Source organism: Flavisphingomonas formosensis, from assembly GCF_009755815.1.
Classification (GTDB): Bacteria; Pseudomonadota; Alphaproteobacteria; order Sphingomonadales; family Sphingomonadaceae; genus Flavisphingomonas; species Flavisphingomonas formosensis.
In genome coordinates this window covers 261020-280551 of record NZ_WRPK01000002.1, presented here as the reverse complement: position 1 = coordinate 280551, position 19532 = coordinate 261020, and the positions used below count along the sequence as shown (strand labels likewise).

General features: G+C 67.4%; 20 protein-coding genes and 2 tRNA genes. 15 read left to right on the top strand and 7 right to left on the bottom strand.

Annotated elements, in window-relative coordinates; genetic code table 11:
* The first annotated feature begins 57 nt into the window (after positions 1-57).
* From GQY20_RS07400 to GQY20_RS07390, 3 genes are read left to right on the top strand one after another with little or no spacing between them, the layout of a single operon-like run.
* A complete protein-coding gene (locus tag GQY20_RS07400; RefSeq protein WP_157216423.1) occupies positions 58-1260 on the top strand; it encodes a hypothetical protein in 1203 nt (400 codons plus the stop codon).
* Complete coding sequence (locus GQY20_RS07395) at positions 1253-2587, top strand: lipopolysaccharide biosynthesis protein (protein ID WP_157216422.1); 1335 nt, start codon at positions 1253-1255, stop codon at positions 2585-2587. The genes GQY20_RS07400 and GQY20_RS07395 overlap by 8 nt, the downstream gene beginning before the upstream one ends.
* Positions 2587-3702 carry a glycosyltransferase family 4 protein gene (locus GQY20_RS07390; protein ID WP_157216421.1) on the top strand — a complete coding sequence of 372 codons (1116 nt, stop codon included), beginning with the start codon at positions 2587-2589 and terminating at the stop codon, positions 3700-3702. The genes GQY20_RS07395 and GQY20_RS07390 overlap by 1 nt, the downstream gene beginning before the upstream one ends.
* Here the strand turns inward: GQY20_RS07390 and GQY20_RS07385 are convergent.
* From GQY20_RS07385 to GQY20_RS07375, 3 genes are read right to left on the bottom strand one after another with little or no spacing between them, the layout of a single operon-like run.
* The gene (locus tag GQY20_RS07385) at positions 3647-4558 is read right to left on the bottom strand and encodes a glucosamine inositolphosphorylceramide transferase family protein (RefSeq protein WP_198350867.1); all 912 of its coding nucleotides are present in this window, start codon (positions 4556-4558) and stop codon (positions 3647-3649) included. The two genes, GQY20_RS07390 and GQY20_RS07385, sit on opposite strands and share 56 nt — an antisense overlap.
* Positions 4559-4583: 25 nt before the next feature.
* The gene (locus GQY20_RS07380) at positions 4584-5972 is read right to left on the bottom strand and encodes a sensor histidine kinase (RefSeq protein WP_157216420.1); all 1389 of its coding nucleotides are present in this window, start codon (positions 5970-5972) and stop codon (positions 4584-4586) included.
* Entirely contained in the window at positions 5962-6636 is a 675-nt protein-coding gene (locus GQY20_RS07375) for a response regulator transcription factor (protein ID WP_157216800.1), read from the bottom strand. Before GQY20_RS07375 ends, GQY20_RS07380 begins: the two co-directional genes overlap by 11 nt.
* A 206-nt stretch (positions 6637-6842) precedes the next feature.
* On the opposite strand from GQY20_RS07375, the gene GQY20_RS07370 reads away from it, so the two are divergent.
* Complete coding sequence (locus GQY20_RS07370; protein ID WP_157216419.1) at positions 6843-7598, top strand: 16S rRNA (uracil(1498)-N(3))-methyltransferase; 756 nt, start codon at positions 6843-6845, stop codon at positions 7596-7598.
* Between the two features lie 52 nt (positions 7599-7650).
* Positions 7651-9024 carry a glutamate--cysteine ligase gene (locus GQY20_RS07365; protein ID WP_157216418.1) on the top strand — a complete coding sequence of 458 codons (1374 nt, stop codon included), beginning with the start codon at positions 7651-7653 and terminating at the stop codon, positions 9022-9024.
* Between the two features lie 41 nt (positions 9025-9065).
* On the opposite strand, the gene GQY20_RS07360 is transcribed toward GQY20_RS07365, so the two are convergent.
* Positions 9066-10355 carry a methyltransferase family protein gene (locus tag GQY20_RS07360; RefSeq protein ID WP_157216417.1) on the bottom strand — a complete coding sequence of 430 codons (1290 nt, stop codon included), beginning with the start codon at positions 10353-10355 and terminating at the stop codon, positions 9066-9068.
* Between the two features lie 146 nt (positions 10356-10501).
* On the opposite strand from GQY20_RS07360, the gene GQY20_RS07355 reads away from it, so the two are divergent.
* The 5 genes from GQY20_RS07355 to GQY20_RS07335 all read left to right on the top strand — a co-directional run bounded on the left by GQY20_RS07355 (position 10502) and on the right by GQY20_RS07335 (position 15185).
* Complete coding sequence (locus GQY20_RS07355; protein WP_157216416.1) at positions 10502-11041, top strand: phosphatase PAP2 family protein; 540 nt, start codon at positions 10502-10504, stop codon at positions 11039-11041.
* Positions 11042-11328: 287 nt separating this feature from the next.
* A complete protein-coding gene (locus tag GQY20_RS07350) occupies positions 11329-13263 on the top strand; it encodes a flavin-containing monooxygenase (protein ID WP_157216415.1) in 1935 nt (644 codons plus the stop codon).
* A 24-nt stretch (positions 13264-13287) separates the two neighbouring features.
* The gene (locus GQY20_RS07345; RefSeq protein WP_157216414.1) at positions 13288-13776 is read left to right on the top strand and encodes a CinA family protein; all 489 of its coding nucleotides are present in this window, start codon (positions 13288-13290) and stop codon (positions 13774-13776) included.
* 23 nt (positions 13777-13799) lie between these two features.
* A complete protein-coding gene (locus GQY20_RS07340; RefSeq protein WP_157216413.1) occupies positions 13800-14639 on the top strand; it encodes an SDR family NAD(P)-dependent oxidoreductase in 840 nt (279 codons plus the stop codon).
* 195 nt (positions 14640-14834) lie between these two features.
* Positions 14835-15185: a hypothetical protein gene (locus GQY20_RS07335; protein ID WP_157216412.1), complete on the top strand. Its 351-nt coding sequence runs from the start codon at positions 14835-14837 to the stop codon at positions 15183-15185.
* Between the two features lie 231 nt (positions 15186-15416).
* Here GQY20_RS07335 and GQY20_RS07330 read toward each other — a convergent pair.
* Positions 15417-15490 (bottom strand) — tRNA-Gln (locus GQY20_RS07330).
* Positions 15491-15553: 63 nt separating this feature from the next.
* The gene (locus GQY20_RS07325) at positions 15554-15838 is read right to left on the bottom strand and encodes a hypothetical protein (protein WP_157216411.1); all 285 of its coding nucleotides are present in this window, start codon (positions 15836-15838) and stop codon (positions 15554-15556) included.
* Between the two features lie 211 nt (positions 15839-16049).
* On the opposite strand from GQY20_RS07325, the gene GQY20_RS07320 reads away from it, so the two are divergent.
* A tRNA-Arg gene (locus GQY20_RS07320) sits at positions 16050-16126 on the top strand.
* Positions 16127-16190: 64 nt separating this feature from the next.
* Here the strand turns inward: GQY20_RS07320 and GQY20_RS07315 are convergent.
* Positions 16191-16649 (bottom strand): MarR family winged helix-turn-helix transcriptional regulator, encoded by a 459-nt coding sequence (locus GQY20_RS07315; RefSeq protein ID WP_157216410.1) that lies wholly within the window; start codon positions 16647-16649, stop codon positions 16191-16193.
* A 106-nt stretch (positions 16650-16755) separates the two neighbouring features.
* On the opposite strand from GQY20_RS07315, the gene GQY20_RS07310 reads away from it, so the two are divergent.
* Genes GQY20_RS07310 through GQY20_RS07295 form a run of 4 tightly spaced genes read left to right on the top strand, consistent with a single transcriptional unit; the run spans position 16756 to position 19520 of the window.
* Positions 16756-17520: an SDR family NAD(P)-dependent oxidoreductase gene (locus GQY20_RS07310; RefSeq protein ID WP_157216409.1), complete on the top strand. Its 765-nt coding sequence runs from the start codon at positions 16756-16758 to the stop codon at positions 17518-17520.
* Positions 17517-18302, top strand: coding sequence for an SDR family oxidoreductase (locus GQY20_RS07305; protein WP_157216408.1), 786 nt, complete (start codon positions 17517-17519; stop codon positions 18300-18302). Before GQY20_RS07310 ends, GQY20_RS07305 begins: the two co-directional genes overlap by 4 nt.
* Positions 18303-18315: 13 nt before the next feature.
* Complete coding sequence (locus GQY20_RS07300) at positions 18316-18753, top strand: pyridoxamine 5'-phosphate oxidase family protein (protein WP_157216407.1); 438 nt, start codon at positions 18316-18318, stop codon at positions 18751-18753.
* Positions 18750-19520: an enoyl-CoA hydratase family protein gene (locus GQY20_RS07295; RefSeq protein ID WP_157216406.1), complete on the top strand. Its 771-nt coding sequence runs from the start codon at positions 18750-18752 to the stop codon at positions 19518-19520. The genes GQY20_RS07300 and GQY20_RS07295 overlap by 4 nt, the downstream gene beginning before the upstream one ends.
* Positions 19521-19532 lie beyond the last annotated feature (12 nt).

Sequence of the window (19532 nt, the reverse complement as noted above, 5' to 3'; positions counted from 1 at the left end):
CGCCACTTTCTGCGCGCGATGGCTGCGGTTTTCGCCTTCCGGCGACGTCGCTGGGTGATGCGAATAGGCTTTCTCTTCAATCACGACCAGGTGCATCAGGTCGCGCACAGCCTGCCGATCGCGCTGGCGCTCGCGCAGGCGGACACGGGCGCTGAGATCATCCTGGCGACCACCAACATGCGTGTCCAGGCGGAGGTCGTCCGGCTGGCCGGCGCGGAGATCGGGCACCGGCTGAGCCTCTATCCGCTGCGGCTGCACCGGCGCGGCAGCAAGGCGATCGCGGCGTTCAGCCATTTCGTCGCACCGGCGGAAAAGTTGCTGGTCTATGGCGACAATCTGGATTTCTTCCGCTCGCTCGACATACTCGTCGTGGCGGAAAAGACCTCGCTGGTGCTCAAGCGGCGCTTCGGGCTCGACCGGCTCAAGATCATCCACACCCGGCACGGCGCCGGCGATCGCGCGATCGGCTTCAACCGGGAGAGCGCGGAATTCGATCATGTGCTGGTTTCGGGCCCCAAGATCCGCGACCGGCTGATCCGCGACGCGGGTGTGGCGCCGGCGCAGATCAGCATCGTCGGCTATCCCAAATTCGATCTGTGTGCCGACACGACCAGCCGGTGCCTGCCGAACGACGAGCGCCCGGTCGTGGTTTACAACCCGCATCCCTCGCCGCATCTCTCCTCCTGGTTCACGATGGGGCGGCAGATCCTCGACTGGTTCGCAGAGCATGAGGAGTATCAGCTGATCTTCGCGCCGCACGTGATGCTGTACGAGCGGCGCTTCGTCGTCACCGTCGACAAGCTGCGTATCGATCGGCCCGGGCGGATCGAGGAGCGTTATCTGCGCGCTTCCAATATCCACATCGACCTCGGCAGCCGCGCCTCGACGACGATGGCCTATACCAACCGGGCCGACATCTATCTGGGGGACGTGAGCAGCCAGATCTACGAGTTTCTCATCCGCCCGCGCCCCTGCGTGTTCGTCGACGCGCACGAGACACAATGGCAGGGCGATCCCAATTTCGCCCATTGGCGTGCCGGCCCGGTGATTCGCGACATCGCCGAGCTGGGTCCGGCGCTCGCCGCCGCGCAGCGCGACCAGGACGCGGTCTACCGGCCGGTGCAGGAAGAATTGTTCGCCTACAGCTTCGATCTGGGCGACCGGCCGTCTGCCGAGCGCGCGGCCGAGGCCGTCGCGCGCGTCGCAGGGCTGGATTGGCGGCGGAAGACTGTGGCAGAGCCTGCAATCAGCCATGGCTGAAGCGGTACCCGGCGGCATCGTCCGCCGCATATACGGAAATCTCGGGCGGCTGCTGTCCGGCAAGGCGGCGGCGGGGCTGATCAGCCTTGCCTATATGATCGTCGCGGCGCGGGCTCTGGGCGCGCGGGACTATGGCGTGCTCGTGCTGGTCCACACCTTCGCGATCACGGTCGGCGGCATCGTCGAGTTCCCCGGCTGGCATGCGGTCGTCCGCTATGGCGCGCAATGGCAGGCGAAGGGCGATCCGCTGCGCCTGATGCGACTGCTGCGTTTCGTGGCGAGTGTGGAGATGACCGCAGGCATCGCGGCGGTGATCACCGCGGCCTGCCTCGCGCCCCAGCTCGGGCCGGGACTCGGCTGGTCGCCCACCGCGCTCGCCTTCGCGCTGCCCTACAGCCTGGCGGTGCTGGGATCGGTGCGCTCGACCCCGGCCGGCTATCTGCAGCTCATGGGCCGGTTCGACCTGCTCGGCTATCACAATGCCGTGCCCGCGCTCGCCCGGCTGATCGGTGCCGCCATCGTCTGGGCCTGCGGTTTCGGGTTGCTCGGCTTCCTCGTCGCCTGGCTGATCGCGGCGCTGCTCGAATGGGCGGTGCTGTGGGGGATGGCGATCCATGTCGCCCGCCGCACGCTGCGGGGGGTGAGCCTGCTCGGCACGGTGCGCGGAGTGCGGGCGGACAATCCGGGCATCTGGCGGTTCATGCTGATCGCCAATGCGGACGTGACCTTCGGCGAGCTTGCCGGACGCATCGCGCCGCTGATCGTCGGCTGGATGCTCGGGCCGGCCGCGGTCGGCCTCTATGCCATCGCGCAGCGTGCGACGGTGGTGATCGCCCAGCCCGCGCAGATATTGGGGCAGGCGGCCTTTGCCGAGCTGGCCCGGCTGGCGGCCCGCCACGATCATGGCGCGCGGATGCGGCGCGCGGTGCTGCACTGCATCGGCATCGCGCTGGCCGCGGCCGTTCCGGTCGTGCTGCTCCTCGTCTGGTTCGGCCGGGACGTCGCGATCCTGATCGGCGGCAAGGGGTTCGCCGATGCCGCGGGCGTGATGCTGTGGCTGACGCTGGCGCGCGCGATCGCCCTGGCCGGCCCGCCGTGCAGCGCCGCGCTGATCGCCATGGGCCGGCCCTCGCTGTCGGTGGGCGCCAACCTCTTCGCCAATCTCGCCCCGCTGCCGCTGCTGCCGTGGCTGCTCGGCCGTTTCGGGTTGATCTCCGCCGGCTGGCATGCGGTGCTGCAGGCGGCGATCGCCTCCTTGCTGATGCTGTGGTTCGTCTTCCGAGAAAGCCGGGGCGGCTCACATGGCGAAGTGGCCGCGCCGGCCTGATGCGCATCGCCTATGTGATCAACTCGGTGGAGGGCGGCGGCGCGGCGGCGCCGGTGCCGGCGGTGTGCGCCGTGCTGCGCGCGCAGGGTGCGGATGTTTCCGTGCTGGCGCTCACCGGGCGCGACCGGCGCGGACTGGCGGCGATAGAGGCGGCCGGGCTGGACGTGACGGTGCGTCCGGATGGCGAGAAGGATCATTGCGCTGCGCTGCACTGGCTCGACGCCCGCATCGCCGCGCAGCAGGCCGATGTGATCTGGACGTCGCTGACCCGCGCGACCCTGCTCGGCCAGATCGTCGGGCAGCGGCGCCGGCTGCCGGTGGTGAGCTGGCAGCATGCGGCCTTTCTGAAACCGGCCAACCGCGTCCTGCTGCGGCTGCGGCAGAAACGGTCGGCACTGTGGATCGCGGATTCCGAATGCGTCGCGGCGCTGACGCGGCAGCGGCTCGGCGTGGCGGAAGACAGGCTGGCGATCTGGCCGCTCTTCGCCGCCGATGCGGCCGCACCGCAGGCGCGGGCCTGGCGGCCGGGCGAAACGCTGCGCATCGGCAGCCTCGGCCGGCTTCACCCGGTGAAGGGCTATGACCTGCTGATCGAGGCGCTGGCGCGGCTGAAGACGAGCGGCTTTCATCCGGCCACGCCGTTTATGCTGGAGATTGCGGGCGAGGGGGCAGAGCGGGACGCGCTGCAGGGCAGGATCGATGCCGCCGGCCTCCGCGACGAGGTGCGGCTGGCCGGCTTCACCGCAGATCCGCGCGGCTTCCTCGCCTCGCTTCACCTCTATGTGCAGCCGTCGCGATCGGAGGGGCTGTGCATCGGCGTCCATGAGGCGATGCAGGCCGGCCTGCCAGCGATCGGCAGCGCCGTGGGCGAGATGGGCTTCACCATCCAGCATCGCCGCACCGGTTTAGTCGTTCCGCCGGGCGATGCGGAAGGCTTCGCCTTTGCGCTGGCGGAGTGCCTGAGCGCGCCCGAGAGGCTGCACATGATGGGTGTGGCCGCGCGTGCGCATGTGCTGGAGAAATTCGGGCCGGACGTCTTCGCGGGCGCCGGCGCTGCGATCATGGCGCGGCTTCGCGTCCTGACCGGGAACGGAACCAGCGCCCCGCATCGATGAGCCAGCCCCGGCCGCTGCGGTCGATCCGCTTGGCGTCGATCAGCGTGACGGGCCCGCAGCCGTCCAGCGTGTGCAGCCCCGCGTCGAACGGGCGCCAGGCGGGATCGGGCGCGAGGATGCGGCCGGGCCGGAGCGTGATGCCGCCCGGATCCAGCCGGTTGACATGCAGCAGGCGGATCGCGCCGCCATAGGTGCGGCTGCAATCCTGCACCGGCAGGACGATCCCGCCGTCGAGCAGGAAGGGCCGTCCGCCGGGCCGCGCGCCCGCGCGATCGAGCCGCACCGGGCCGGGCTGCAGCAGCGTCCATGGCCCGGTCAGCCGTTCCGCCCAGGCGACGTGCAGGCTGCCCGTGCGGTGCAGCCGGTCGCCCGCGCTGCTGTAGAACAGCCACCAGCGGCCCTCGTGGAAGAAGGGCGTCGCGTCGATCGCGGCGCCGTCCAGCGGCAGCCGGGCCACCGCCTCCCAATCATGGGGAAAGGCGCGGGCGCGATAGAGGGTGAGCGTGCCCGACCGATAGGCCTCCGGCAGCATCCAGATCGCGCCGTCGGCCGCGAACACATGGGGATAGGAGAGGTGCCACGGCTCCTCCAGCACGCGCGTGCGGCGCGTGACGCGATAGTGGCCGTCGAGCGCGAGATGATCGATCGCGCCGCGGCGGGTGCGGTAATCATAATGCTCGACGAACAGGTGAAGCCGGTCGTCCTGCCAGATGCCGAAGGGATCGGCATCGAAGGTGAAGGACCGCCCGACATCCAGCCACCGGATGGGGAGATCGGACGTCAGCCCGGCGGCCGCGATCCGCTCGACCGGTGCCGCGACGATGCCGACGCGCCATATGTCGCAGCGCCGGGGCATCAGCGGGTCCGGTGGCCGGCCGCGATCATTCTGGCTCGGCCTGATCGGGGAAGGCGAGCGACACGCGCAGGCCGGGGCGATTGTCCGCCAGCGTCAGCGCCGCGCCGTGCAGCGCGGCGATGGCGGAGACCAGCGAGAGGCCGAGACCCGCGCCGGGCGAACTGCGGCTGCGATCCAGGCGGTAGAAGCGCTGCAGGATCTTCTCGCGCATGTCGTCGGGCACGCCCGGGCCGTCGTCCGCCACTTCGGCGAGGATGCCGTGCCCGGTGCGCGCGAGGCGCGTCGTGATGCGCGTGCCGGCGGGTGTGTGGACCAGCGCGTTTTCGATGAGGTTGATGAAGAGCTGGGCCAGCAGCTCGCCGTCGCCGCGCACCGTGACGCCCGGCGCATGCTGCGCGAAAAGCGTCTTGCCGGCATCCTCGGCCACGGGCTGACAGGCGAGGTGGACGCGGTCCATCACCTCGCTCAGATCCACCTCGGCCAGCCGCTCGCGCCCCGCACCGCCTTCCAGCGTGCCGATGCGCAGCAGGGCGCGGAAGATGCGCAATATCTCGTCCACCTGCTCGATCGCCGTATCGATGCCCGCCTCATAGGCGGCGGGATCGGCCATCCCGCGGGTTTCCTCGAGCTGCTGGCGCAGGCGCGTCAGCGGCGTGCGCAGATCATGGGCGATGTCGGTCGAGACCTGGCGCAGCCCCTCCATCAGATTGCCGATGCGATGCAGCATGAGATTGAGGTTGCGCGAAAGCTGGTCGAATTCCGGGCTGATGCCGATCGCCGGCAACCGCTCGGCCAGCGCGCCGGCCATGATCCGATCGACCGAGCCGTTCACCCGATCGAGCCGGCGCACGAACAGGCCGCCGACGAAATAGCCGCCGACCAGCGCGAACAGGGTGATGCCGATGCCGCAGGCGAGGGTGAAGCGGCCGAGCCGGTCGGTGAGCTCCTGGACGTCGAACGTATCGGTGGCGACCACCAGGCGCAGCCCCTGGGGCAGATGGGTCGCCAGCGTCTTGAAGGTTTCGAAATAGGGCCGGCTGCCGCGGTGCCGATGCTCGTCGACGGGCACCGTGCCCCAGCCGTCGATCGGGGTATCGACCGGCAAGTCCCCGGCGATGCGTGTTCCGAGCGTGTCGACCAGCAGATAGTGGAAGGGCGCGTCCTTGCCGAGCGCGGCGTGGCGGTGAATGGCGTCGATCAGGCCCTGCCGGCCATGCGCGCGATATTCCGCGGCGAGATTGCCGGCCTCCGCGCGCAGCGACTGGTCCGTCGCCTCGATCGCGTAGCGGCCGATCTGCCGCTCCACGGCGATCAGGAGCAGCAGCGATCCGATCGCGAAGACGGCGGCGAACAGCAGCGCGAAGCGGAAGGCGCCGCTGCGCAGGACGCTCTGCCGGCTCCGCTCAATCCGCATCGATGCGATATCCGGCGCCCCGTACCGTCTGGATCAGGTCCCGATCGAAGCCGCGGTCCACCTTGGCGCGCAGCCGGCTCATATGGCTTTCGATCACGTTGGTGCGCGGATCGAAATGAAAGGACCAGACATTTTCGAGCAGCATGCTGCGCGTCACGATCTCGCCGGCATGGCGCAGCAGATATTCGAGCAGCTTGAATTCCTGCGCCTGCAGCTCGATCCGCCGGCCGGCTCGCGTCACCGTGCGCTTGATCAGGTCCACCTCCAGATCGGCGACGCGCAGCGTGGCGACGGTCTCGGCGATCGGCGGCCGGCGGGCGAGGGCGTGGACGCGCGCCAGCAGCTCGCTGACCGCATAGGGCTTCACCAGATAATCGTCCGCGCCGGCCTCCAGCCCCTCGACGCGATCGTCGATGCCGTCCATCGCGGTGAGCAGCAGCGCGGGGGTGCGGTTGTTCGCCGCGCGCAGCGCCTTCATCACGCTGAGCCCGTCGACGCCCGGCACCATCCGATCGAGGACGAGCACCGCATAGCTGTTGCTGGAGCCGAGAAAGATCGCGTCGGGCCCGGTCGCGCAGGAATCGACGATATGGCCGGCCGCGGTCAGCGCGCGTTCGACATGCTCGCGGGTCGCGGCATCGTCTTCGAGCAACAGGATCTTCATCGGGCCTTCGTTTCCACGCACGATCGATGCAGCACGGTAGCCAAGATCCGGCCCGCCATCCACCATGGGAACATTGGCAATTCCCAATGTCGGCGGGCTTTCCACCGAACGGGACTGGCGTCCCATTTCCCGGTCATGTTGAGCTTGTTTCAATATGACGAAGAAGAAAGAACCGACATCGTCCGGGACGGCGGATATAAGGGCGCATGCCCGCCACTCCCGCCTGGCCGCCTGCCAGCACGCCCCGCCTGTTCGTCGACCAGCCGCTCGCGGCGGATAGCGAGATCCGCATTGAGGGCGCGCAGGCCCATTATCTGTCCGGCGTCATGCGGCTCAAGGCGGGCGATCCCGTGCGGCTGTTCGACGATCGCAGCGGTGAATGGCTGGCCACGGTGAGCCGGGTCGGCAAGCGGGACCTGATGCTGTGCCTTGCCGCGAATCTCCAGCCGCGCGAGCCGGTACCGGATCTCTGGCTGCTGGCGGCGCCGATCAAGAAGGGGCGGATCGACCTCGTCGCGGAAAAAGCCTGTGAGCTGGGTGCCGCGCGCCTGCAGCCGGTGGTGACGCGCCGCACCGTGGTCGACCGGCTCAACCTCGATCGGTTGCGCGCGCACATGATCGAGGCGGCCGAGCAATGTGGCCGCACGGCGCTGCCCCAACTGGCGGAGCCGGTGAAGCTCGAGGCGCTGCTTGCCGACTGGCCGGAGGATCGTGCGCTGATCTTCGCGGACGAATCAGGCGGTGTCCCGATGCGGGATGCCGTGTCGCCCGGGCCGGCGGCGATCCTGATCGGCCCCGAGGGCGGCTTTACGCCGGAAGAACGCGAAGCGATCCGGGCTGTGCCGCAGGCAAAGGGCATTTCGCTGGGGCCGCGCATCTTGCGCGCGGAAACCGCCGCCATCGCTGCACTCGCGATCTGGATGGCAGTCGCGGGAGACTGGTCGCAAAATAAAACTGGTTGACGGTGCAACTGGATACTGGCGGAGCGCCTTTCCCATCGCTAATGGCGCGATCATGAGCACGCGCAAAGCAGCCGAAGGGGATGACCCGCAGATCCAGTCGCGCGACGATCTGATCGCGGTCTTCGAAAAAGGGGAAAAGCCGCGGGAACGCTGGCGGATCGGGACCGAACACGAGAAGTTCGTCTATTTCCGGTCCGATCACCGCGCGCCGAGCTATGAGGAGAAGGGCGGCATCCACGCCCTGCTGATCGGGCTCACCCGATATGGTTGGGAACCGGTCTATGAGGGCGACAATATCATCGCGCTCGCGGGGCCGGACGGCAATGTCAGCCTGGAGCCGGCGGGGCAGCTCGAGCTTTCCGGCGCGCCGCTCGATAATCTGCACGAGACGTGTGCGGAAACGTCGCGCCATCTCGACCAGGTGAAGGCGGTGGGCGACCGGCTCGGCCTCGGCTTCCTCGGGCTCGGCTTCTGGCCGGACAAGACCCGCGCCGAGCTGCCGGTGATGCCCAAGGGCCGCTATGCGATCATGCTCGACCATATGCCCAAGGTCGGCTCGCTCGGCCTCGACATGATGCTGCGCACCTGCACCATCCAGACCAACCTCGATTATTCGAGCGAGGCAGACATGGTGAAGAAGTTCCGCGTCAGCCTCGCCCTCCAGCCGCTCGGCACCGCTTTGTTCGCCAACTCGCCTTTCACCGAGGGCAAGCCCAACGGCTATCTCAGCTATCGCAGCCATATCTGGACGGACACCGATCCAGGCCGCACCGGCATGCTGCCCTTCGTGTTCGAGGACGGCTTCGGCTATGAGCGCTACGCCGATTATGCGCTCGACGTGCCGATGTATTTCGTCTTCCGCGACGGCGGCTACATCAACGCGGCCGGGCTCAGCTTCCGCGATTTCCTGAAGGGCGAGCTGTCGGTGCTGCCGGGCGAGAAGCCGCTGCTCTCCGACTGGCCGGACCATCTTTCCACCGCCTTCCCCGAGGTGCGGCTCAAGAGCTTCCTCGAGATGCGCGGCGCCGATGGCGGCCCGTGGAACCGGATCTGCGCGCTGCCTGCGCTGTGGGTCGGCCTGCTCTACGACCAGACCGCGCTCGACGCCGCCTGGGACTTGGTCAAGCATTGGACGATCGAGGACCATCACCGCATCCGGAGCGAGGTGCCCAAGCTCGGCCTCCAGGCGCGCGGTCCTCGCGGCCGCACCTTCCAGGAGCTCGGCAAGGAGGTGCTGGAGATCGCGACCGCCGGCCTCACCGCCCGCGCGCGGCTCAACGGCGCCGGCGACAATGAGAGCGGCTATCTCGATCCGCTGCGCGAGATCGTCGCCAGCGGCAAGACGCCGGCCGAGCGGCTGCTCGACCGCTATCATGGCGAATGGCAGGGCGATCTCGGCCGTATCTATGACGAGATGAGCTTTTAACCACTTCCCCCTCCCCCGCTGTGCGGGAGAGGGCTTGAGCGCTACTCCGCCGCCACCGGCTGCCCATCCGGCCGCTTGCTGCCGGTGATCCACCGGAGGAGCCGCGGGATCGGCGCGTTGCGTTCCATCCACGCCGCATAGGCCCGATAGGCGGGATCGGCGCCGAGATGCCGCTCCTCGGTCCGCGCGCGCCAATAATAGACGCCGCTGACGAGACCGAGCGTCACCGTGTTGCGCACTACGTCGTTGAGATTGTGGGTGGTGACGAGGAACGGCAGCTGGGATAGCCACCAGAAGAGGTTCTTCGACAGATAGGCGGGATGCTTGGTCCAGCGATAGGGACCGTGGGTCAGTATGCCGCGGTGGGTGAGATTGGAGAAGCGCAGGCCGAACGCCACTGTCGCCCACGCGTAGATGCCGGTGAGGAAGACCAGGATCGCGCCGACCGCAGCCAACACGATCGGATGGCCGTCGAACCAGTAGGTCCATTCCTGCGTGCCGTAATGATAATCGAGGGGGCCGCCGTCGCTCATCAGCACGAAGGGCGGATAGCAGATCAGCGCCGCCGTCCAGCCAGCCGCATAGGGGTTGGCCGAGCGGATGTGGGCATCGAGCGGCCGCATCGTCAACATGTAGCCGACGGTCGCGACGCTGACGTCGACCATGAACATCAGCGCGATCAGCCAGAGCGCGAAATTAGCCGGCGTCGCGACGATCTCGCCGGTCGGCCGCAGGATCACGTCGGCGAAATTGGCCGGCACGATCGAGAGCATGAAGGCGAGGAAGAAGCCCTTCACCGCCCAGGCGCGCAGATGGCCATAGATCGCCTCGCGATCCGCCTTGCCCTGGCCGAGCAGGAACTGGCCGAAGGCATAGGTGCCGTCACGCGGCTCGACGAGGCGCCGGTCGAGCCAGAGCATATAGGGTACGGACAGCAGGACGAGGAAGGGCACTGCGATCGCAAAGCAGTGCATTGCGAACAGATAGCTGCCGTCCCAATACCAGCGGCCGATGCAATAGACGACGGCGATGAGGCCCCATGTCGTCCAGAGGCCGGCGAGCTTGGTGAGGCTCGTCTCTAGCCCGGCGCGCAGCGGGCGGGGCGGGCTGTTCCAGTCGATCCCGGTCGAGGGGTTGCGGTGCACCTTGTCCACCGCCAGCGACCAGAACACCATCGGGATGCCGCACAGCAGGATCGCGACGAGCGCCGAATAGGGACCGTCCAGTCCGAAATGGCGGGCGATCGCCGTCCAGATCGCCAGGCCGACGAGTCCGGCGATGCCGACGCCGTTGCTTACCGCGGAGCGCGGCCGGGGATCGCTGTCCGTCATCCTTCTGCCCATCGAACGCCTATCGGGTCGCTCTAGTCGGCAATGGTAAGCAAGCCATGAAGCTTTTGCTAAACAGATTGTAATGACCGGCCCAATGAAAGAAGAGAGATGAAGCGGACGTAACAAATCTGCAATGGGAGGTGGCGATGCGACGGATCGCGGTGCTGGCGGCGGGCGCGGCACTGGTCGCGGCTCCTACGCCGGCGCTTGCCAGCGAAAAGGGCTGGGACGATGCCAGCCGGGCGGGCGAGGTCGGCCTCGTCGCGCTGGCGCTGGGTATGCCGGCGGTGAAGGGCGACTGGAATGGCGTGTGGCAGGCGGGCGGCAGCGTGGTCGTCGCCGGCGGTGCCGCGGCGATCCTCAAGGAAGCCTTTCCCGAAAGGCGGCCGGACGGCAGCGACCGCAAGAGCTTCCCGTCGGGCCACGCCTCCATCTCCTTCGCAGCCGCGGCCACGCTCCACCAGCGTTACGGCTGGGAAGTGGGCCTGCCGGCAACGCTGGTCGCCAGCTTCGTCGGCGTGGCACGGGTGAAGGCGCGCAAGCATCATTGGTACGACGTGGTGGCTGGCGCCGCAGTCGGCGAGGCGAGCGGCTGGCTGATCACCCATCCCCACGACGATCGCGTGCAATTCTTCCCGTGGGGCGACACCCATGGCGGCGGCCTGGCGCTGGGCATGCGCTTCTGAGGGAAGCGGCGCGAACGGCCTGACGCGGCTGCCCGGCTTCTCAACGGATTGTGCAGAACTCCCGCGTTGCCGGGAGGATGTGGGTCCGAATCGGCGATGGACGAATGCCGTCCGGCAGTCGACCGGATATCCTCTTGCTCGGGCCCGACCCCGCCTTGAAGAGTGTTGTCGGGCGCCCCGATACCCCTTTGCCACAGCGATGCGGCCGCGACTGCCGCGCCGATCTCGGCTATCCACAGGGTCGGGAGAGGTCGCCCGCAGAGGCGAGAGGATCGCGAGGTCTGGCTATGGACATACATGCGGCGGACGAGCTGGCGCCGATCGTCGAGGACGATGCGTTCATCCGCAAGGCGCTGGAGGCAGCGAGCACGCCCGCGCTGCTTGCGACGCTGATCCATCTGACGGGCGATCCCGCGCTTCTGAACGAGCGGTTCCGTCCCACGCCGACGATGGGCACCGCCTTCGGCACGCTGCCCGCCGAGGCGCATGCCGAGCTGATCGATCGCGCCGTGGCCGAGCTGGGCAGGCTGCGCGACGGGCCGCGCGAGCCCTTGCGCAAGCCCTCGGCCGACCAGATCCAGCGCGTCATCGCCTTCGTGCTCGGGCAGGACGTGCCGGGCGAATATACGCCCTTCGCGATGGACGAACTCGGCATCGAACCGTTGCCGACGCCCAAAATGTCGCCGCCGCCGGGCTTTCACGCGCTGATCGTCGGCGCAGGCATGTCCGGGCTGCTGGCGGCGATCAAGCTGGATCAGGCGGGGATCGCGTGGACGATCGTCGAGAAGAATCCGGACGTCGGCGGCACCTGGTTCGAGAATCGCTATCCGGGCGTGCGGGTCGACTCGCCCAACCACAATTACGCCTATTCCTTCGCGCCCAATCACGATTGGTCGCATTATTTCTCGCAAGGGGCCGAGATCCTCGCCTATTTCCGCTCGATCGCCGATCGCTTCGGCCTGCGCGAGCGCATCCGCTTCGGCACCGAACTGGTCGAGGCGCGCTTCGATGAGGACGCCGGCCTCTGGCGCGCGGCGCTGGCCGGGCCGGACGGCCGCGAGACGGTCGAGGCCAACATCCTGATCAGCGCGGTCGGCCAGCTCAACCGGCCGCGCCTGCCCGATATCCCCGGCATCGCCGATTTCGCCGGCCCGATGATGCATTCGGCGCAGTGGGATCCTTCGGTGGACTTTGCGGGCAAGCGGGTCGCCATGATCGGCACCGGCGCGAGCGCGATGCAGATCGTGCCCGAGCTGGCCAGGATCGCCGAGCATGTCACCGTCTTCCAGCGGCACGCCCCGTGGATCACGCCGCAATCGGTTTATCGCAAGCCGGTCGAGGAGGGGAAAAGTTGGCTGCTCGGCCACGTCCCGCATTATGCGCGCTGGTATCGCTTCCTCCTCTTCTACGCGACCGCCGATCAGGTCCATCCTGCGACGCAGGTCGATCCCGACTGGCCGGACCATGATCGCTCGATCAGCGCGATGAGCGGCATGGTGCGCGATGGGCTCGAGGCGATGTTCCGCCAGCAGACCGAGGGGCGGCCGGATCTCTACGAGAAGGTGATCCCGGTGTTCCCGCCCTTCGGCAGCCGCATGCTGGTCGACGACGGCACCTGGCTCGCGACGCTCAGGCGCGACAATGTCACGCTCGTCACCGACGGGATCGACCATGTCGAGGCGGACGGCGTCGTGGACGGCAAGGGCATCATGCATGAGGTGGATGTGCTGGCGCTCGCCACCGGCTTCCATGCCAACCGCTTCCTGTGGCCGATGGAGATATATGGGCGCGAGGGCCGCAGTCTCGCCGCGCTGTGGGGGGACGAGCCGCGCGCGCATCTCGGCGTCACCGTGCCGGGCTTCCCGAACCTGTTCATCCTCTATGGGCCGGGCACCAACCTTGCCTTTGGCGGATCGATCATCTTCACGGTCGAATGCCAGGTGCGGATGATGCTCGATGCGCTGGCCCGGATGGTCGAGGGCGGCGGCACGACCATCGAGTGCGATGCGGCGAGCTATGATGCGCATGTCGCGGAGCTGAGCGCGATGCTCGCCACCTCGGTGTGGGCGCATCCCGAGGCACGTAACTGGTATCGCAACCGCCGAGGCGTCGTCGTGAACACGATGCCGTTCCGGCTGATCGATTATTGGACCTGGACGAAATCGGTGGCGCCTTATGATTATATCGTGCGGGCGCCCGCCGAGGTGGCGGCTGCCGATTAGGTCTTCTGTGGAAAGGCGACCGCAATGCTGGAAGAGTTGATGCCGCTCGCCGCGCGTGTCGCCGAGACGTTGAAGGCGCGCGGCCAGACGGTGGCCGTCGCAGACGGCGCAACCGGCGGCCTGATCTCGGCTGGCCTCCTCGCTATAGCCGGCGCGACCGGATTCTATATGGGCGGCGGCGTGATCTATTCGCTGAAAGGGCGCGACGTGCTGCTCGATCTCGAGCCCGAGGCGCTGAAGGGGATGCGCTCGGTCACCGAGCCTTATGCGCTGCTCCAGGCGCGAGCGATCCGCGATCGTTTCGGCGCGGATTGGGGCGTGGCGGAAAGCGGGTCGGCGGGGCCGGGCAAGCATCCCTTCGGGGCCGAGGCGGGGATGAGCGCCATCGCCGTCGCTGGCCCGGGTGTCGAGCTGTCCCGTATCGTGCGGACCGGCCAGGCGGATCGGGCGGGCAACATGCAGAGCTTCGCGCTGGCCGCGATCGGCCTGCTGGACGAGGCTTTGCGGAGCTGACGAGAGAGAGGAGAAGCGTGGCGATGGCGGATGTGAGAAACGGCGTTGCGGTGATCACCGGCGCTGCGGGCGGGCTGGGCGGGGGGCTCGCCAGGGTTGCCGCCGGCAGGGGCATGAAGCTGGTGCTGGCCGATCGCGACGAGGCGCGCCTCACGGCGGTGGTCGATGCGCTTTCTGCGGAGGGTGCAGAGGCGATCGGCGTGCCGACCGACGTCACCGATCCGGCGGCGCTCGATCGGCTCGCCGCAAAGGCGAAGGAGCGGTTCGGCGCGGTCACGCTGCTGATCAACAATGCCGGGATCGAAACGCTCGGCCTCTCCTGGGAGCTGCCCGCCGAGACCTGGCAGCGCGCGATCGGCGTCAATCTGCTCGGCGTGATCTACGGCGTGCGCGCTTTCGCGCCGGGCATGCTGGCCGAAGGCAAGCCGGCGCATATCGTCAACATCGCCTCGCTCGCCGCGCTCGGCATGATGCCGATCACCGCGCCTTATATGGTCACCAAGCACGCGGTGCTCGCCTTCACCGAATGCCTCAAGCTGGAGATGGACGTCAAAGCGGCGCCGATCACGGTCTCTGCCGTGCTTCCGGGCGCCATCGCCACCCCGATCTTCACCGATGCACCCGGTGTCGACGGCGATCCGATGGTCGCCGCCCATCGCGCGATCATGGGGGAGATGCTGGCCCAGGGCCTGTCGCCGGACGAGGCGGCGGACCGAATCTTCGCCCAGCTGGACGAAGGGCGCTTCTGGGTGTCGCCCCATCCCGAGATGCTCGCCGAGATGGCTGACGACCGGGCCGCCTATCTCTCCGCCCGCTCCGCGCCGGAGCTGCGCGAGGGACACAGGCACATGCTGGCGATCTGAGGCGGCTGCTCGATCGCGACGCCGAGGCCGCCCGTGCAGCCGAAGCATGGATGGCCCGGCTTCCGTCCGCAGCAGTGAATCCCACGGGGGTTCGGATGTGACGGGCGGCGCTTGCTTTCCGCCCTGTGGTTGGTTGCAAAAAATAGGCCATTGGAGCATCCATCGAATGGATTGCAGTCGGCGAAGGGTCGCGAAATGCGTGCTTTGTTCCGAATATCTTTCTGGGTCCTCGCCGTCTCCTTGATGGCTTGCGGTGCCAGTGAGGGCAATGCGTCCAAAAGGGACGAGAAGAACAAGGAGCGGTGCGCGAATTTCGGCTTCAAGGAAGGCACGGATGCGTTTGCGAATTGCGTGATGCGGCTTTCATTGAAGCAGGACCGTGACCAGCCCGATCACGACACGCTCGTGCGCCGCTACAGGGATCGCAGCATGGCCCGCCGCGGGGACGATCGCTACCCCGTTTGTACTGCAGCCATGATGGACAATGAGCTCGATATCTCGACGGGCAAATGGGTCGGCCCCAATTGCCAGATGGCCCCAGATTAACTCTCGTCGAGCGTCGCCGGCAAGACGGTGGACATGTTCTTTCTTGCTGGGAAGGATTTCGAACCCAGTTCAAAGCCATAGCAAATTTCCGGCCGAGTCTGCATGACCGCGAGGCCGCTTGCCATCGCCACGTCGAACTCGGTCTTGCGTGTCGCGGGCGGCGGGCGATTTTTGTCGGATCGACGGCTCGGCGGAGTGCCGTCGCACAAACGCAGCGCTTGCCTCGAAAACTGGATGCCCCGGCTGGAATCGAACCAGCATTGACGGAATCAAAATCCGCTGTCCTACCGTTAGACGACGGGGCAATGCGGCCGCTCCATGGCAATCAAAGGCCGCCGCTGCAAGCCCGGATCATCGCTTTTCGGGATTCAGCGGTCCTGCTCGCGGCGATTGAGCTGATATTCGATCTCGCGTCGCACTCGCGCCCAGAATTGTTCCATCTCGTGTAGCGCGCACTGATTAAACCATTCGGATTCGACGCCAGCATCGGTCGCGAAATCGAGTGCGTCGAACATGCGGGCCGCCTTGCGATCCGCTTCCGCCAACGGATCCTGCGCCAACAGGCAAAGATCCGCCATGAGCTGCATCGTGACGATCTCGCCGACAAACTCTCGGGCGCGCCAATGCGCCTCTTCCTTCGTCTCTATGTCCATAGGCCCCCGCCAAGCAAAACATGGCTTAATGGCTGGAATCTGCGGGAGCAACGCCATTGCAGGAAAAAATGTTGCAGTGCGTCAAGTCCCCGCATCGCGCCGCCGCAGAGGTCGGCCGGCATCCCGGTGGCGGGGATGAATTAATGTGGGCGGGTCGCGCCGATTGATGATTGCCATCGCTCGCAAACTCGCCTAATCGCCCCCCTCCCAGGCGCCCGTAGCTCAGCTGGATAGAGCATCAGACTACGAATCTGAGGGTCGGACGTTCGAATCGTTCCGGGCGCGCCAACACCCTCGCTTGGTCATAGACTGGGCGAGGGTTTGTTTTTGTGGGCTTTCGCGGCGGCCCATGTCAGCCGGTTGCCATGCGCGCGGTGATCGTCCGCAGCGTGGCGACGGTGGTCGCGATCGCTTCCGCAGAGAGGCCGCGACAGGCCTTTTCCAGCATTGCGACGATCAGCGGGACGATCGCATCGCGTGTCGCCTTGCCCGCGGGGGTGAGAGAGACCAGGAAGGCGCGGCGGTCATCCGGCGCGGTGATCTTTTCGACCAGACCGATCGCGATCAGCCGGTCGATCGTCCGGCTCATCGCCGGCTTGTCCTTGTAGGTGAGCGCAGCGAGATCGGTCTGGGTCAGCCGGCCATATTGGTGCAGCCGGTTGAGGATCGGGAATTCCCGCGGCCGCAGATCATAGCCGGCGCGAGCGATCGCGTCGGCCAGGCCGCGGCTCAGCTGATAGCCCGCCTGGCTGACCACGAAACCGATCACATTGTCATAATCGTCGAAGGAAAAGGCCGCCTCCGCGGCCACCCCAGGATCCTGCGCGTCCATCGTCACCCGTTGCCCGATAGCATCAATAAGTTGTATAACACAAATATTGTGATTCGCATATATGTACGGAGACGGGCGATCGGGCATGGGTGAGGGTGATGCGGCATTTCGGCTGGACGGACTGGTTGGCCTGGTGACGGGTGGCACGCGCGGTATCGGCGCAGCGATCGCCGCCGAGTTCGCCGCCGCCGGCGCGCGCGTGATCGTGACCGGGCGGAACGGGGAACAGGCCGTCGCGGCCGCCCGCGCGCTGGGCGGGGACGCGGCCGGCTTTGCTTATGACGCCGCCGAACCCGGCGGGGCCGAGGCGCTCGCCGCCGCCGTCGCGCAGCGCTTCGGCCGGCTGGACCTGCTGGTGAACAATGCCGCGATCTTGAAGCCCCACCGCATCGACAAGGTGAGCGGGGAGGAGATCGACCTGATCTTCGCCACCAATGTCCGCTCGCCGCTGCTCCTGTGCCGTCATCTGCATCCGCTGCTTGCGGGCAGTACCGCCGGCGCAGTGGTGAATATCGGCGCGGCGGGCGGCCATGTGCCGATGGCCGGCATCGGCGCCTATTCGGCGAGCAAGGCGGCGCTGATCAACCTGACGCGCACCTTGGCCAAGGAATGGGCGCCCGACGGCATCCGCGTGAATGCGTTGACGCCGGGATCGGTGGCGACCGACATGATCCTGCCCCGCGATCCGGAGCGGCGCGCGCGCTTCGTCGCGGAGATGGGCGAGACCAATTTGATGAAGCGCATCGCCGCGCCGATCGAGATCGCCCGCGCGGTGCGGTTCCTGGCGAGCGGCGCGGCCTCCTTCATCACGGGGCAGGTGCTGATCGCCGACGGCGGGCTGCTGGCATGAGCGCCGCCGTGCCGCCTTATCCGCGGGGCCGCGAACTGCTGGCGGGGCGGACGGTGCTCGTCACCGCGTCCGCAGGCAGCGGCATCGGTTTCGCCACGGCCAAACGCTGCGCCGAGGAAGGGGCGGTGGTCATGTTGTCCGACATCCACACGCGGCGCCTCGCCGAACATGCCGACGCGCTGGAGCGGGAGATCGGCCGGCGTGTGCATCGCATGGCGTGCGACGTGCGCGATGCCGGCCAGGTGGCGGCGCTGATCGCCGCGGCGCTGGAGGCGATGGGCCGGCTCGACGTGCTGCTGAACAATGCCGGGCTCGGCGGCACCCATGCGGTGACCGAAACCAGCGACGCGCAGTGGGAGGCGATCCTCGACACCAATCTCGGCGGCACCTTCCGCTGCATGCGGGCCGCCTTGCCGGCGATGATCGCGCAGGGCGGCGGATCGATCGTCAACATGGGAAGCATCTGCGCCTGGCGCGCGGAGGCCGGGCAGAGCGCTTATGCGGCTTCCAAGGCGGGCATATTGGCGATGACGCGCTGCGTGGCGATCGAGGCGGCGGAACATGGCATCCGCATCAATGCGGTCGTGCCTAGCCTCGCCCTCCACCCGCATCTGCGCAAGGTCAGCAGCGCGGCGCATCTCGATCGCATGATCCGCGAGAACGAGGCGTTCGGGCGCGCCGCCGAGCCGTGGGAGATCGCCAATGCGGTGGTTTTCCTGGCGTCCGACTATGCCAGCTACATGACCGGCGAGGCGCTCTCGGTGAGCTGCCGGCGGGCTTGACGGGGAGGATGGGATGAAGGGGCGGCTACCCGACGACGTCAAGCGCCTGATCGATGCGCCGAACTTCGCCTGTCTCGCCACGCTGATGGAGGATGGCTGGCCCAAGGCCGAGCCGGTGTGGATCGCGCGCGAGGGCGAACGGCTGATCATCGCCACCGATCGCAAGTCGATCAAATCGACCAACATCGATCGCGATCCGCGCGTGGCGCTTTCGGTGACGGATTATGCCGATCCCTATGAGCAGGCGCTCATCCGCGGGCGCGTGGTGGAGGCGCGCGAGGACAATGATCTCGTCATCCTCGATGCCATGGCGCTCAAATATCTCGGCACGCCCTTTCCGCGCCGCCGCTGGTCTAGCCGCGTTGCCTATTTCGTCGAGCCGATCGTGGCCCGCTATTATCAATCCCCCCTCCGGCACCGGCCGGCCCAAACCCATGAGGATGCTTCATGACCGTGAGCTGCACGATCGAGGATGCGATCGCCACCGTGACGATGCACAATCCGCCGGTGAATGCGATCACCGTCGGCGATACCTGGAAGATCCATGACCTCTTCAAGGAGCTGAGCGCAAAGGAGGATCTGCGCGCGGTGATCCTGACCGCAGAGGGCAAGGGCTTCAACGCCGGCATCGACATCAAGGAGATGCAGGCGAACAAGGCGGCCGGCGACGAGTGGAAGCTGATGATCAGCTCCGGCGAGGCCTGCTATCACGCCTTTCATGCCATTTACGAGACGCCGGTACCGGTGATCGCGGCGGTCAACGACTTCTGCATGGGCCTGGGCGTCGGGCTGGTCGGCAGCTGCGACATGATCGTCGCGTCGACCAAGGCGCGCTTCGGCCTGCCGGAAGTGGATAATGGCGCGCTCGGCTGTGCGTCGCATCTCGCCAAGCTGGTGCCGCCGATGAAGCTGCGCGAGATGTCGCTTACCTGCAAGCCGGCGACGGCGGCGGAGCTGCATGCCTGGGGCTCGATCGCTTATCTGGTCGAGCCCGAGGAGCTGATGCCCAAGGCGCGCGAGCTTGCCAGGCAGATCGCCGCCAAGCAGGCGCCGGCGGTGCGTTTCGCCAAGGCAGCGCTCAATCATATCGACGTGTTCGAGATGCACGCCAATTACCGGCTCGAGCAGGGCTATACCTATCAGCTCAACATCATGGGCGAGGGCAGCCGGGCCCGGAACGCCTTCGTGGAGGGCACCCGCATCGTCACGCGCGCCTGATCCGATGCTGCT

Bases quoted from the DNA above. Each gene is read 5' to 3' on its own strand.
- GQY20_RS07400 (WP_157216423.1), top strand. From the start codon at position 58: ATGCGAATAGGCTTTCTCTTCAATCACGACCAGGTGCATCAGGTCGCG.
- GQY20_RS07395 (WP_157216422.1), top strand. From the start codon at position 1,253: ATGGCTGAAGCGGTACCCGGCGGCATCGTCCGCCGCATATACGGAAAT.
- GQY20_RS07390 (WP_157216421.1), top strand. From the start codon at position 2,587: ATGCGCATCGCCTATGTGATCAACTCGGTGGAGGGCGGCGGCGCGGCG.
- GQY20_RS07385 (WP_198350867.1), bottom strand. From the start codon at position 4,558: ATGCCCCGGCGCTGCGACATATGGCGCGTCGGCATCGTCGCGGCACCG.
- GQY20_RS07380 (WP_157216420.1), bottom strand. From the start codon at position 5,972: ATGCGGATTGAGCGGAGCCGGCAGAGCGTCCTGCGCAGCGGCGCCTTC.
- GQY20_RS07375 (WP_157216800.1), bottom strand. From the start codon at position 6,636: ATGAAGATCCTGTTGCTCGAAGACGATGCCGCGACCCGCGAGCATGTC.
- GQY20_RS07370 (WP_157216419.1), top strand. From the start codon at position 6,843: ATGCCCGCCACTCCCGCCTGGCCGCCTGCCAGCACGCCCCGCCTGTTC.
- GQY20_RS07365 (WP_157216418.1), top strand. From the start codon at position 7,651: ATGAGCACGCGCAAAGCAGCCGAAGGGGATGACCCGCAGATCCAGTCG.
- GQY20_RS07360 (WP_157216417.1), bottom strand. From the start codon at position 10,355: ATGACGGACAGCGATCCCCGGCCGCGCTCCGCGGTAAGCAACGGCGTC.
- GQY20_RS07355 (WP_157216416.1), top strand. From the start codon at position 10,502: ATGCGACGGATCGCGGTGCTGGCGGCGGGCGCGGCACTGGTCGCGGCT.
- GQY20_RS07350 (WP_157216415.1), top strand. From the start codon at position 11,329: ATGGACATACATGCGGCGGACGAGCTGGCGCCGATCGTCGAGGACGAT.
- GQY20_RS07345 (WP_157216414.1), top strand. From the start codon at position 13,288: ATGCTGGAAGAGTTGATGCCGCTCGCCGCGCGTGTCGCCGAGACGTTG.
- GQY20_RS07340 (WP_157216413.1), top strand. From the start codon at position 13,800: ATGGCGGATGTGAGAAACGGCGTTGCGGTGATCACCGGCGCTGCGGGC.
- GQY20_RS07335 (WP_157216412.1), top strand. From the start codon at position 14,835: ATGCGTGCTTTGTTCCGAATATCTTTCTGGGTCCTCGCCGTCTCCTTG.
- GQY20_RS07325 (WP_157216411.1), bottom strand. From the start codon at position 15,838: ATGGACATAGAGACGAAGGAAGAGGCGCATTGGCGCGCCCGAGAGTTT.
- GQY20_RS07310 (WP_157216409.1), top strand. From the start codon at position 16,756: ATGGGTGAGGGTGATGCGGCATTTCGGCTGGACGGACTGGTTGGCCTG.
- GQY20_RS07305 (WP_157216408.1), top strand. From the start codon at position 17,517: ATGAGCGCCGCCGTGCCGCCTTATCCGCGGGGCCGCGAACTGCTGGCG.
- GQY20_RS07300 (WP_157216407.1), top strand. From the start codon at position 18,316: ATGAAGGGGCGGCTACCCGACGACGTCAAGCGCCTGATCGATGCGCCG.
- GQY20_RS07295 (WP_157216406.1), top strand. From the start codon at position 18,750: ATGACCGTGAGCTGCACGATCGAGGATGCGATCGCCACCGTGACGATG.